General features: G+C 63.0%; 8 protein-coding genes. 2 read left to right on the top strand and 6 right to left on the bottom strand.

Translation table 11 applies throughout. The annotated features are described in order from the left end of the window. Positions 1-27 precede the first annotated feature (27 nt). Positions 28-1,047, top strand: coding sequence for a flap endonuclease-1 (locus tag HY556_08695; GenBank protein MBI4393855.1), 1,020 nt, complete (start codon positions 28-30; stop codon positions 1,045-1,047). 9 nt (positions 1,048-1,056) lie between these two features. Here the strand turns inward: HY556_08695 and HY556_08690 are convergent, their stop codons facing one another. Then, entirely contained in the window at positions 1,057-1,728 is a 672-nt protein-coding gene (locus HY556_08690; GenBank protein MBI4393854.1) for a protein-L-isoaspartate(D-aspartate) O-methyltransferase, read from the bottom strand. Between the two features lie 150 nt (positions 1,729-1,878). On the opposite strand from HY556_08690, the gene HY556_08685 reads away from it, so the two are divergent. Next, entirely contained in the window at positions 1,879-3,546 is a 1,668-nt protein-coding gene (locus HY556_08685) for a formate--tetrahydrofolate ligase (protein ID MBI4393853.1), read from the top strand. Between the two features lie 798 nt (positions 3,547-4,344). On the opposite strand, the gene HY556_08680 is transcribed toward HY556_08685, so the two are convergent. The 5 genes from HY556_08680 to HY556_08660 all read right to left on the bottom strand — a co-directional run bounded on the left by HY556_08680 (position 4,345) and on the right by HY556_08660 (position 13,805). Beyond that, the gene (locus tag HY556_08680; protein ID MBI4393852.1) at positions 4,345-4,779 is read right to left on the bottom strand and encodes a hypothetical protein; all 435 of its coding nucleotides are present in this window, start codon (positions 4,777-4,779) and stop codon (positions 4,345-4,347) included. 132 nt (positions 4,780-4,911) lie between these two features. Then, positions 4,912-7,221 carry a carboxypeptidase regulatory-like domain-containing protein gene (locus HY556_08675; GenBank protein ID MBI4393851.1) on the bottom strand — a complete coding sequence of 770 codons (2,310 nt, stop codon included), beginning with the start codon at positions 7,219-7,221 and terminating at the stop codon, positions 4,912-4,914. A gap of 151 nt (positions 7,222-7,372) precedes the next feature. After that, a complete protein-coding gene (locus HY556_08670) occupies positions 7,373-10,516 on the bottom strand; it encodes a PKD domain-containing protein (protein MBI4393850.1) in 3,144 nt (1,047 codons plus the stop codon). Positions 10,517-10,805: 289 nt separating this feature from the next. Continuing rightward, the gene (locus tag HY556_08665; GenBank protein MBI4393849.1) at positions 10,806-11,495 is read right to left on the bottom strand and encodes an Ig-like domain-containing protein; all 690 of its coding nucleotides are present in this window, start codon (positions 11,493-11,495) and stop codon (positions 10,806-10,808) included. A 102-nt stretch (positions 11,496-11,597) separates the two neighbouring features. Continuing rightward, positions 11,598-13,805 (bottom strand): ribonuclease H-like domain-containing protein, encoded by a 2,208-nt coding sequence (locus HY556_08660; protein MBI4393848.1) that lies wholly within the window; start codon positions 13,803-13,805, stop codon positions 11,598-11,600. Positions 13,806-13,862: the final 57 nt, after the last annotated feature.

The raw sequence follows: 13,862 nt of genomic DNA, 5'->3' as shown, positions 1-13,862 counted from the left end.
ATCTCCAGGGCCGACGATGACCCCTCGATGGGCGTCGACCTCTCCGGCATCGTCGAGTTCCGGCCCGTGAAACTCGAAGAACTCTCAAACCGCGTCGTGGCCATAGACGCATTCAACTCCCTCTACCAATTCCTCGCCTCCATCCGCGGCCCCGACGGGACCCCGCTCAAGGATTCCCACGGCCGCGTGACAAGCCATCTTTCAGGCCTGTTCTACCGCACCGCGAACCTCGTTGAGAACGGCATCAAACCGGTCTACGTGTTCGACGGGCCGGCGCACCCGTTGAAAGCGCGCACCCTCGCCGAGCGCAAGGCCCGCAAGGTGAAAGCCGCGGCCGAGATGGAGGAAGCGCTCGCGGCCGGCGACCTCGAAAGGGCGCGAAGCAAGGCGGCGCAGACCTCGGTCCTGTCGCGCGACATGTCGGCGGAGGCGCGAACACTTCTAGCCGCGATGGGGGTCCCCGTCGTCGAAGCACCAGGCGAGGGCGAAGCGCTCGCGGCAAACCTTGCCAAGGACGGTCTTGCCTGGACGGCGGCGTCGCAAGACTACGATTCCCTCCTGTGCGGCGCCCCTCGGCTCCTTCGGAACCTGACGCTTTCAGGCAGGCGGAAACTCCCCGGCCGCCAAGCATGGACCGACGTGTCGCCGGAGATCGTCGAGGCCGCGCCCCTACTCAAGGCACTCGGGGTGACCAGGGAACAACTCATCGACGTCGCCCTCCTATGCGGGACCGACTTCAACGAAGGTGTGCACGGCTACGGCGCAAAGAAGGCGTTGAAAGCGGTCACACAAGGTAAGAACGTGACCGACCTACTGAAGGGCGACATAGAGAAGGAGACGGTGCAAGAGATCCGGGCCATATTCCTGTCCCCACAAGAGTGGGACAAGACCACGTTCGAATGGAAGGCCGTGGACGAGGCGAAGGTCGTAGACATACTCGTGAACGAGCACGCGTTCAACGAGGAGAGGGTGAGGGGGACGGTTGGAAAAATGACCGCGGCCGCAGGGAAGAAGCCTCAAAAGAGCCTTGACGCGTTTTTCAGCTGAGCCGTCGGCTCAACCCATGCGCATCGGCGCCCGTCCTCCCCACACCATGGGCACGAACATGCATCCTCCGAGGTCCTCCGTCTTCCTTTTTCCGTTGGCGAAGGTGATGCGGATGAGCTTCTGGCCGCCGTGTCCTCCGAGGGGCACGAGAAGTATCCCGCCGGGCGCGAGCTGGTTTTCGAGTTCGGGCGGTATCTTCGCGGCCGCGCATGACACGATGATGCGATCGAACGGAGCCTTTTCGGATATCCCCTGGCTCCCATCGCCCATGTAGACCTCGACGCCGGGCCTTAGGCCAAGGCGCGTAACGGTGTCGAGAAGGGTGCGCGCCAGGGGTTCGGACTTCTCGACCGTGTATACCTTCCCCGCGGGGTAGGCGAGATCGCTGAGTATTGCCGCCATGTAGCCGGAGCCGCCGCCGATCTCCAGGAGTCTCTGCCCCGGCGCCACCTTCGCGGCCTCCGCCATTATCACGACCATGTGGGGAGCGGATATCGTCTGGCCTTCGCCGATCTCCAGCGGCTTGTCGTCGTACGCCTGGGACGCTAGGGAAGGCGGAAGGAACCTGTGCCGCTCGACGCGTAGCATCGCATCGGCCACGGCTTCGGAACGAAGATGCCCCCGACTTCTGAGGGATTCGACGAGGGCCTTCCGGCGTTCCCGGTCCTCAAGAATCTCCACGTCGCCTAGAGCCCGCGCGGCCTCATGAAACCCACGGTAAACTATCAGGAAGTGCCATGTTTCTCGATCCATACGGGCTGACACGCGGGCCGGCGCGTTTCGACTACCGATGTACCTACCGATTCCTTATTTACGGCATCAGACTGTTGCGTGGAATGCCATGAAGGCGCCTTGGGTGATCCGCCGCTGAGACCGATCAGGGAAGTCGCCCACGCGATCGGACTGAAAGACGATGAACTAGAGCTCTACGGCGACCACAAAGCGAAGGTCTCGCTTTCGAGCCTTGATCGGTTGAGGGACCGCCCCGAGGGAAGCCTGGTCCTCGTCACGGCGATGACGCCGACCCAGTTCGGGGAAGGGAAGACCACGACGAGCATCGGCCTCTCGATGGCCTTGAACGCCATCGGCCACACTTCCGTCGTGAGCCTGCGGGAGCCGTCCCTCGGGCCCGTGTTCGGGATAAAGGGCGGCGCCACTGGCGGCGGCATGTCAAGCGTCCGACCGAGCGCCGACATCAACCTGCACTTCACGGGGGACAAGCACGCGGTGACGGCCGCGCACAACCTCTTGGCGGCGATGGTCGATGCGCACATGCACAACGGGAACGAACTCCGGATCGACCAGACGCAACTATCGTACCGGCGCGCGATCGACATGAACGACCGGGCGCTCCGGGAGATCGTCATCGGGCTCGGCGGGAAGTCCCACGGCATCCCGCGCCAAGACGGATTCATAATCACCGCCGCTAGCGAGGTCATGGCGATACTGTGCCTCGCCGAGGGCGTATCCGACCTCAAAGCGAGACTCGACCGCATCATCGTCGGCACCGACCATTCGGGCGGCGCCGTCCACGCGGGCGACCTAAGGGCCTCGGGCGCCATGGCGGTCCTTCTAAAGGACGCGCTTCGCCCGAACCTCGTCCAGACGAGCGAAGGCACGGCGGCCTTGGTCCATGGCGGGCCTTTCGCGAACATCGCCCACGGCACGAGCAGCGTCACGGCCGCGAGGCTCGCAAGAAGGCTCGCCGAGTTCACCGTGACGGAGGCGGGGTTCGGCGCGGATCTCGGGGCGGAGAAGTTCATCCACATCTTCGCAAGGGATCGCGGGCTCGAACCGACGTGCGCGGTGATGGTCGCGACGGTGAGAGCGCTCAAAGCGCACGGTGGCCTGGATGGGGAGGCGCTCCAGCGCGAGGACTTGCAAGCGTTGCAGGTGGGCCTCGCGAACCTCGACAAACACTTGGAGAACGTCCGCCAGTTCGGCCTCAACCCGGTCGTCGCGGTGAACCGGTTCCCATTCGACACGGAAGCCGAGCTCAATGCCGTCCTCGCCCATTGCGCAGCCCTGAACGTTCCGGCCGCGCTTGCCGAGTTCTACACGAAAGGCAGCGCCGGTGGACTTGAGCTTGCAAAGTTGGTCGCGGACGCAGCGACGCGACCCACGAAGGTCCACTACATGTACAGCAACCGGGAGGACGTGAAATCGAAGATCGAGGCCGTCGCGACGCGAATCTACGGCGCGGCGACGGTCGAATACGATTACAAGGCCGAGCAATCAATACGTGTAATCAACAAGCTAGGCCTCGCGCACCTCCCAATCTGCATCGCGAAGACGCAGTACAGCCTCAGCGACGACCCGAAGCTCAAAGGCCGGCCCAAGGGGTGGACACTGAACATCAGGGACCTCTACCCGTCGGCCGGAGCGGGCTTTCTCGTCGTGATGGCGGGCGACGTCGTGAGGATGCCGGGGCTTGGAAAATCCCCGGCGGCGCAGAACATGGATCTCCTCGCGGATGGAACGGTTACGGGACTCATGTGAGGATCTGGGGCCACGACGCAATGAACCGGTCTAGGCCGGACATGGATCGCCGCCTTTCGCCGGGCGGCGGCGAATCTTCGTGCCATGCGCGCAAGGTTCGATAGCTCAGGCGGAGAGACCGATAAGAACGCCCTCGATGTCGCCTCGCCGACCGGGTCCTCCGTCGGAACGTAATCGGCGAGATAGTTGATCCACATGCCCACCCCGAGCCCGGCCAACCACCCTACGACCGCTCCCTGACGCCTCCAGACGAAGCTACCCGCGGCCGCCCCGAGCGTAGTCGTCATGCCGAGGACGGCAAGCTCGTCGCTGGCACCACACTCCTTGTAGTCGCATTTGTGCGTCTCACACCTGTGGCTAAGCCATGCGGATGCGAGTTCGAGCGGGAGGTGCATGGGGATTGCCATTGGCGCTTCAAGCTCAAGTACGCTTCGCGAAGTCCCCTTGATATTTGTCGGGGACCGGCACCCGGTCTGGTCCGGCGCTTACCTGTCAAATCCCGCTCCCCCGGAATTCGAAAAGGCGCTGTTTTCCTTCTTTGTCACCACCAGGTGTGACAAGGAGTCTCTATTAGCCGCCAAATGCACAATCGTTTGGAGCGTCGCAAGAATTGGAAGCGAAAGCTCGAACGGCTCACGTTCACGCGGAGGCGAAACAGAAGGCACGCGAGGGGAGAGGGCCCAGCAAGTCATGTCCGACTTGCGGGCACTCCCCGCTCACGGTCATTAGGGAGCGGACGGAGCTTCTTGTTTTGGAATGTCCTGCCTGTAAGTCGAGGACGTTCGACATGGTCACGGCCTAATCCGTGTAGGGCATGAACGTCAGGTTCAGTTCTTTGGTCGCCAAGGCAAAGTGCCGCGGTGGCGGACCGTTCAGCACGAAGGGCCCGACAACCTTTTCAATGCATGCGTGCAAAACATAGCCGCCGGCCCGTAAGGTCTTTTCCGATTGGAGTTTCAGGACCGCCTCCTCACCCTCGCCCAAGACCACGTCATCAATTGTCACCTGCACGTTGACCCAGATCTCCGAAGTCCCGTTATCGCGCGCCAGGAGACGGGCTCCTGCGGGCGCAAGTCCGATGTTGAAGGAGAACGTCTCCAAGGGCCCCGAGTAGACATACAAGTTTAGCCGAGGGAGCATGTATTCGTCGCCGCCTATTCGAAGCCACTCCCCCTGCGAAACGTTTTGGATCGACGTGCTGGAAACGATGTCCATGCCAGTCCCCTCGTCCAACCCGCCCACGCAGATGGGGGAAATCTTAGAGGTTTGATCGACGCAACCGGCCACAGGGATAATCACGAGGAAGAAACCGAGCCACGCGCGGGCTGCGTCGGGTGGGCGCACCCGCGCGCGGCGATGCACCGCTCACTTCCTCCTTGATCGTAGCACTGCCACCGCGCCCAAGACGCCGACAGCGACGAGGGCGATCTCCGGGCCCGGGACGGACCTGCACTCGAGTATCCCTGCCGTGCACTTCTCCCGCAATTCATCGAGGTCGATCTTCTCGCCGTACTTCGGCAGGCCGCCCTTGCCGCTGTAGGACGCCTGGCCATCGTTACCGGCGAAGGCGGTGGACCTTCCGACGGACGACGCCTGCGACCCTCCCGTAGAGTACGAGGAAGGTGCTTGCGAATCGCTCGCTTCCATCATCGGCGCCGCACAATCGGCGTCGGGCGGGCACTTGTAGTAGTGCTCCTCGTAGGGCGCGTACTTCTGCTCGCCGGCGACGAGTATGAGATCCACGCGCTGGACGTCCTTTGATCCGACGTCGACGGCGACCATGCGTTGGAAATGCCCTTCAGCGCTCGCTCCGACGAGATGGTGGCCCGCCCTCACCGTGAAGATGAACGAGCCGTTCTCGTCGGTGCTAGCGTAGCCCCAGTCGCCCGTGTCCTCGTTCTGGACGTATACGTAGGCACCGGGGATGGCCTGGTTCGTCTTCGAGTCTACGACGTAGCCGATTATCTTCGAATCGGGCTCGGGTTTTGGCTTGAGCTTGATGTCGAGGGTCACAGTGTCGCCGTCGTTTGACTCGAAGGACGTGACGTAGGTGTAGTATTCGGGCCCTTTCGAATCGCGGGATGGCACCAATGGACTTGCCACGGCGGGTCCCGCCGTGCTCGATTCGGTGCTGTTCGACGCCACCGGATCGGAGGCGGTGCCGCCGCTTCCCGAACTCGAGCCGCCCGATCCTTCAGCGGTTCCCTCGGAGGCGTACACAACGCAGCAGTACTGGTCGACCCGGACCACGACGTTCGTGTAACCGGGCATCGTCATCACCATGAAGCGGCCCTGCGGATCGGTCGTCGTGTAGTTGTAGCGCGACCACTCGACGTTCTCCACGTTGACGGACGCACCGCTCACTGGCTTGCCGGTGTTAGCGTCGATTACGGCCCCGGTGACCTTCACCGTGTAGCCTGGGACTTTTTCGAGCGTGAAATCGGCCCGCGCGGTCTCGCCGCCGGAGACGGTAACGAGGCGGTTCGCGTATCCGAAACCGCGCGCCTCGACCGAGATGCGCTTGTTTCCGGCGTAGGTCGAGAAGCCGAAGGTCCCGTCGGAGTCCGTCGTCGTCTCCTGGTACTCGTAATCGCAACAGGGGTAAGCGCGCATGACGGAGGTGGACGCGGGCGAATCGGGCGAGGACGCCACCGGCTCGGCGGCCTTTCCTTCCGTCGCCGCGTAGTAGACGTATTCGTTGTTGAGACGCACCGCCGCACCGCCGACGACGTTTCCAGCTTCGTCGATGACGCGGCCTTCCACGCGCGCCTTCTCGCCGCTTCCCGAACCGCCGAGGACGATCTTGAGTCCATTGTTTGATCCGGCGACGACGTTTCCGGAAGCGGACCCGTCGCCGTATCGCGGGTCGGCGACTTCAGCTGCTATTGCGCCTTCGAAGGCTACGGCCGAAACCGTCCCCGACGAGCCCGTGGGGGCGACGAAGGACCATGATCGGTCCTTGGAGCTGAAAGTGACATCGACGCCGACGGGCCGGTCACCGGATACCGTGTAGACGCTGACGGACACCCAACCCCACGGTTCGGAACGTGGCATGAGCGGGATGCTCTGTACGCCGCTGGAACCGGCTTCGGCGACCGTGTATTCGAGGCCGAAGTCGACGAAGGAAGGCTTCGAGAAACGAACAACGTAATCGTCCGGGCCGGGAAGCCTAACAACGTACTCGGAGGTAGCGGAAAAATTGGTCTTGAAATCCCGATGGCGCGTGCCATGGATGTCCACGGAGACGTTCTCAAGCGGCGAACCGGAAGTCGCGTCGTAGAGCTTTCCCCGCAGTTCAGATCCGGCGGCCGCGGAGACGAGTTCGATGTCGTGTTGGTGGGCCGAGGTCTGGCCGTATTGGCCCGGATACGCCGACTCCTGGTAGCCTTGCGCCGAGACGACGCGGCGGTAATTGTCCGCAGAAAGGAGGACGTAATACTTCCCGGCGGCATCGGTCGTGCCCGTGCCGGCGGGCTGCGAGGCGCCGGTCGTGGGATCGGTCTTGTAGAAGGTCACGAGAGCGCCGGTGATCGGCGCCAGCGTCACGCCGTCCACGACGAAGCCCTCCTCGTGGCTCACGATTGTCTGCGCCAACGCGTTCTGCAGCGCTCCGGGGGCGGCAGGCACCGACATTCCAAGGACGAAGAAAGCGATCAACAACACGGTCTTTGACAATGTATCACCTGCCGCGTGATTGGACCCGCCGAGGTATAAACCCACGGAGGATGGTTGGGAAAAACCGAACATCGCCCCACGAAGCGGCGACGCTTCAACGAAAAAGGATAAAGAGGGGGGCCTCGGCCCCCCTAGATGCTTGGTCCGCGGCTCAACCGATCTTCAGTACGGCCCTCGTCGTCTCTGCGGAGAAACCGACGCCGTCCGTGGCTCTCACCATGAACGTGTGTCTTCCAAGCGATGCGCCCGTCGCGTCCCAATTGTAGTAGTAGGGACCACCGGTCGTGTCCACCTTCACGAGCACGCCGTCGAGGAACATCTTGACCTGCACCACACCGCTCCCGACGCCGTCGCTGGTGCTCACGGTGAAGTTCACGTTCCCACCGTTCGAGAGCGCGGTATCCGTGCCCAAGAGGCCCGCGGGCGACGTGATGGCGACCGAGGGGCCGCTCTTGTCCACGCGGACCGTCACGGTCTGCGTCGCCTCGACGTTACCATTCCGGTCTTCCGACCAGAAACTGACCACGGTCGTCCCTTCGGTCGGCACCCCGATCTTCGCCGCCGGATTATACCCGATCCTCGCGCCGCCGTTCAACCGGTAGTACGTGGCCAAAAGCCCCGACCCCCCGGCATCGCTGACGGTCAAGGCCACGGTCGCGGTCGACGTGTACCAACCGCTCGGCGCCTGGGTCCCGCTCACCGACGACACGGTCACGGGGGCCGTGTGGTCCGAATGGTCCAGGACGTGGATCACCAACGCAGCGCTAGGCGCCGACAGGTCCCCGTCGGTCGCACTGATCGTCACCGTGTAGTCGCCGGAGGCTGCGTAACCGGGGGTCCATGCGACGTACGCCGAATTGTTCCCGGACGAGCTGTGCACGAGCATCGCGCCCGAGGGGAGCCCCGTCGCCGAATAGGTCACGCGATCCCCATCGGCATCAGAACCCGTTATCCAGGTCACGATCTGGGATCCTTCCATCACCGTCTGCGCGGCCGGGGCCGCGAACACGGGAGCCGTGTTCCAAACGGTCACGGGTTTCGTGACCGATCCGGAATAACCTTCCTCATCGGTGACCGTCAAGGTCGCCGTGAACGTCCCGGAAGCGGCGAACACGTGGCCGACGCTCTGACCGGACGCCGTGCCGCCGTCGCTGAACGACCACGTCCAGCTGTTGAGGTCGCGGCCACCGGACGCGGAAGCGTCGCTGAACTGCACGTTCGCGTCCCATTTCGGCGAAACGGGGGCGAACGAGAAATCAGGCGTTGGCGGGCAGACGGTACTCACGTGGTCCGAGTCGATGAAGCAGGAGACATCCACGTCGTTGCCCGTGCCCGCGTCATCCACGAACAATGCTATCTGGCTCCGATTGTACACCCCCCAATCGTTCTCGCGCGCGTCCACCGAGGCACCAGACAATTGGGAAAGGAGGGAAAGCGCGTACTGGTTGTTCTGGAACATGTTCTCGTTGATGGCGATACCAAGGGAGCTTCCGCCGTTGGACTGCGCCCCGGCCAAGACAATCGAACGGGCGTTGCCATCGAAGGAATTGGCGAGGATCTGCGTGCCGCCCGGGTAGTTCCGGACGCCTTCGGAGTTCGTCCGGAACGTGTTTCCGGAGACGATGTTGTCTCCGGTCGGGTTCGTTCTCAGGAAGAGACCGTGGCGGCCCCTTTCGAAGGTATTGCCGGAGAACTCGGACGCGCCGAACTCCCCAAAGACGCCATAGAGGCCGCCGGGGGCCGCTCCGTCCGCGAGCGTGATCGTGTTGCCGCTCACGAGCGCCCCTGTCATGACGCCGGCCCCGATGCCGACGCTTCGCACGGCAAGGTCCTGCAAGTCGCCGGCCGGCATCACTATCGTGGAATCGACGACGCTCAAGCCGGCCCCACCGCTCCAATCGAACACGCCTGTCGTCCGGCACGGGAGCCTGAAACAGGTCCCGTCCGGCCCGAGCGAATCCGGCATGTTCCGGATCAATACGTCCTCGACAGTCGTGTCATCGCTTCCCGTGCCGATGTTCACTCCCACCGTGTGCCAACGGCTTTCACCCGCAAGAAGTCGCGACGCGGGATCCTGGAGTATCGCGTTGCGTAGCGTGAAGCGGTCGGCGTAGACCACGATGAGGCTCGGATCCACGGCGCCCCAATCCTGGTCCACTGTCGTGAGGGACGGGTTCTGCACAGTGACGCCCTCGATGGTGACGTCGTCGGCGGAAACCCAGATCGTGTAGATGGCGCCATTGCCGTCGATCACGACGTCCGCCGGGTCGGAACCGCAGCCGGTGTTCTCCGCGTTCCCTTGGCACAGCGTCAGAGCCTTGTCCATGGTGAGGCCACCCAAGTAAGTCCCGGGTCCGAGGAGGATCGTGTCCCCTGTGGATGCGGCTGAAATGGCATCCTGGATCGTCCAGTACCCCTGCCCGGTTGCGGCGTTGTGCACAGGTATCGCGCATTCGAGCCAGCTCCCGAGGCCATCGGAGAAGCACGTCGAATCCACGGTCGTGGCCACACCGTTGTTCGACATGCGCGCGTCGACGCCCGAGCGCGTGTACGCGCCCCAGTCGTTGAACCGCGCATCGATCTGCGCGCCTTGTACGGAACTCGACGCGTAGAGCGCCCACGTGCCGCCCACGTAGGTGTTGTTGTTGAGGGCGATGTCCGCGGTCGAATCGTCCTCGAAATAGACGTTGGCCTTGCCGCCCGTGATGGTCGTGCCGGTGACGAGTACGTCTCGGACGCCGTCGCCGTTGAACGCAAATCCGGTCGTCTCTTGGGTGACGGTGAGCCTGCTGTCGGTCACGGTCACGCCGTCGAACCCGCTGGGAAGACCGTCCCCGAATATCCCGAGGGCCGTTTTTGCCCCCACGAGGACAGCGTTTACCGCCGTGAAGCCGGCAGTGGCGCCGCTCCCGACCCGTACGGCGTAGGGTTCGCCGTTTCCAGGTCCGCTCGGCGCGCCCTCGGCTCGTATCGTGATGTCCCGGAGAGTGAACTGATCGGCACGTACAAACAACACAATCTCCGCGGTGTTCTGCACGACCACATGCGCGGGGTCGCCGGTGGCGCCCTTGAGAGTAAGGAAGTCCGTGTCAACAACGAGGGATTCCGAGTAGACGCCTGCCGCGACTTCGACCGTGTCGCCTGCGTTGGCGTGGTCGATGGCTGCCTGTATGCTCGTGTAATCGCAGCCGGGCGCTGCGGCCGGGCATGCGGTGATCGTCCCGACGCCGTGCGTCGCCGTGACCGGGACGACCCAACCCGCGCCGAACGCAGATGCGATCAACAATCCAACCATCGCCAGGCCTAGCCTGGACTGACCAACGTTGCTCCCGTTCATGTTATCTCCCTCTAGTCGTGGGCGGCCAAGGCCGCCTTTGAACCAGTCTGACCGGGCCTTGGGCCCGACGCACCCGCTAAGGAGCGGCGTCGTTTAAAACTTTCGCTTTCCGGGACGACGTGGGGCGAGTCGCGCTTCGCCTCGCTAAGGGAGACATGGGCATCGCGGAAGTTGCATAGCGAGTCGCTAAGACACGTGAAAACAAGAAAGGAAGATGAGGAGGCACCTCCCCCCTCACTCTCGTGACCTATCCTATGGTTCCGACGGAGACGATCACCGAGATCGAGGATTCCGCCGAGCGGCCGACCGCGTCCGTGGCCCGCGCCACGAAGCTGTGCCTGCCGGGTCCCGAGGTCGTTGCGTTCCAGTCATAGAAGTACGGGCCGCTCGCGGAATTGTCCACCTTCACGAGTACGCCGTCCAAGTACATCTTTACCTGCACGATGCCGCTTCCCGGCGCATCGCTCGCGCTCACGGCGAAGTGGATGACGCCCGGCTCGGCGACCGCCGTGTCCGCGGCGACCGCTTCGGGGGACGTGACGGCGACCGCAGGCGCTATCTTGTCCACGCGGATCGTGAGTGTCTGCGTGGATTCCGCGTTCCCCGCGTTGTCTTCGGACCAGTAGGTGATGACCGTCGTGCCTTCAGCGGGCACGTTGAGGCCCGTCGTCGGGTTGTAACCGATCCTGTTCCCGCCGTTCCACCTGTAGTAAGTGGCCTTGACGCCGGAGATGTCGTCCGTGGCGGAAAGGGTCACGACGGCGTTCGACGTGTACCAGCCGCTTGAGTGCTGTGTACCGCTGACGCTTGAGGTAGTGACTGGTGCTGTCGTGTCCACGTCGGCGGCCGCGAGGGGCCCAAGCCCTGCCAAAACGCCTCCGATGAGGACGGTCGCCAGAATCTTCGCATAAGTGCCCTTGCTTGAACGTTTGCTCATGTCTTGCAGCCTCTAGGCCACCGGCTCCCGGCGGCTAAAGTGGAAGCCGCTTCCTCAAGCAAAGAACATTCGGTGGTAACCATAGGGAGTAACGAATCAAGTTTAAGAGGGGGTCCAAGCGGCGAGGGAGGCCTGCGATGGCTTCAGACGTATCCCCAAACGCTCCGCGATGGACTCCACTTGGGCCTTGTAGTACTGCATGTCGAGACACCCCAACGCGTTCTCCGAGACTATATCGAACCCGTCTTTCGTCTTCACGTACTCGACGCTCTCGCCGACGAGCGGGTCGCGACCATGGAGCGTCTTGAAGGCACGCCCGAGTTGGGCCCCTAGGGCGTTGTCGCTCTTGTAATCGTCCGCCTCCTTGCCGAACCTGAGACGCATCACGAAATCGGCCGGCGCATACGATTCGAGATCGAGGCATGACTTGGCGACGTCGCGCTCGCGGCCGTCGCCGGAAAGCAGTGACTGCGCGATCCGGTCCAGTGTCTTGTCGAACACGCCGCAAAGCGACGACCCCTTGAATGCGACGCCGTGCTTTTCGAGCCTACCGTCCTTGAGAAGGAGCAGGTATGATTTCTTCTCGTGGAAGTAGCCGCTCCTGTATGAATCCTGTTCGATGCCGAGCTTGAACTCCGCGCCCAATTCGTTTCGCACGTAGGTCTCGAGCCTTCGATTGAGGTCGTCAAGATCGACAGCGCGGTCGCAGTACACGCCATCCGTGTCGGTCTCGATCTTCGAGTCGCCGAGGTACGCCTCCACGAACCGTATGAGTTGGCGCCCGACGCCGACGATTGCGATGGCAACGGGAAGCGACCCGTACCTTGCGTGCCTCGAGCCCATGACGCCATATATCGAGTTCAGGATGATCTTCATCGCCGATTGACGGGCGTTCAACCGATCGCGTACGCGCGCATCGGTCGTCTCCTTGGATTCCCGCTTCAACTCTAGGCGCCGTTTGATGAGTTTCTCGACCTCTTCGGCCGTCATGCTACGGCCTTCGATCGAGACGAGCACGTTCCAGTCCCTCGTCTTGTCCGGGATGTGGTAGATGCGCGTCGTGCCGCGCTTTTCCACGCTGAAAGCACCATACGGCTCGGTCCCGATTATCCGCGTGTTGTCGCTTCCCGCGCCAAGACTCACCATGATGGACGGGAACATCGACGAGAAATCGAGCTTGTGGAGCGGCTCGAAGCGTCCCCGCTTGTAGATGTCGACGACCGCCGCCTCGAACGCCTTCTCGGAAGCGCTTCCATAGAACGCCGGGAACCGCTCGTCGTTACGCCCATCGGAGACTATCCGGGGCGAAAGCCTTGCGAACACGCGGCCTTGGAGGATGTTGGTGTGGATGTTGGGCGTCGAACGGAGGATGAGGTTGAGCGGCGCCCCATAGAAGTCCGCAAGCTCCAGAAAATTCCTGAAGTAGACGTTGGTGAGCTTACGTGTCAGTTCGACGTCGCTGATGTTGTACGCCGCGAGGCGTTCGCTTCCAAGTAGCGCCGCCGTGTTCGATGTGTCCTCGCGGATGACGTCGAAGCCCATCCACTCGCCCACATCCTTGAGACGCCGCCCTTTGATCCCGTAGAGCGTCTGGTCGTACTTCACGGAATCGTAGACGTCATAGATTGCCCGGCCGGGGACGTAGACGTCCTCGCCGAGGCGGGGTTGCGAGGAATCGCGCGACATCGCTCTCCAGTCGATCCCGTGGTAGTGCATCCTGCGAAAAATGGTCGTGAGGTCGTACGCCTGCACGTTGTAACCGACGATCACGTCGGGGTCGAGGCGCCGAAAGGCCTCCAGGAAACGCTTGAGGACATCGCGGTCGTCCTTCGACGTCGCGAGCGCGCACTCGACGGGCGAATCGTTGACGGCCCACGCGATGCTGATCATCGGGTCCTTGTAAGTCGGGAAGCCGCGGCCTTCGGTGTACTGCTCGATGTCGAGAAAGAGCATCTTCAACTCGTCGCTGTTCGCGAAACCCCTGTAGAAATCGGGGAAATCGACGAGAAGGCGCTCCACGAACGCGACGTGGTCGTCCGCCGTGGTGAGCGGTCGGGCGTTCCTCGAAGCCTCGCTTATTCCGGTCACGTTGCGGAACGAATAGCGCCACCACTCTTCGGTCTTGAGCGACGAGAGGGGCCGGACGGGAACACGCTCCTCGGTGACGAAGCCGCCGTTGAGCCCGTCTTGCGAGAAGCAGTACGGCAACACCGGCGGCGACACGCGTTCGCGGGCGCTATTCCTCCAGATGTCGATGAGCTGTTCGCCGTCCTCGGCGATGTAGCGCTCCGCGATGAGGGGGACGTCCACGGCGGCGCATCGCCGCGAAGCGAGATAATCCTTCGGCCGCCGAGAACTAGGACGGGA

The sequence above is a fragment of the Euryarchaeota archaeon genome, from assembly GCA_016207515.1.
Classification (GTDB): Archaea; Thermoplasmatota; SW-10-69-26; order JACQPN01; family JACQPN01; genus JACQPN01.
This window is presented reverse-complemented; position numbering and strand designations above follow the sequence as displayed.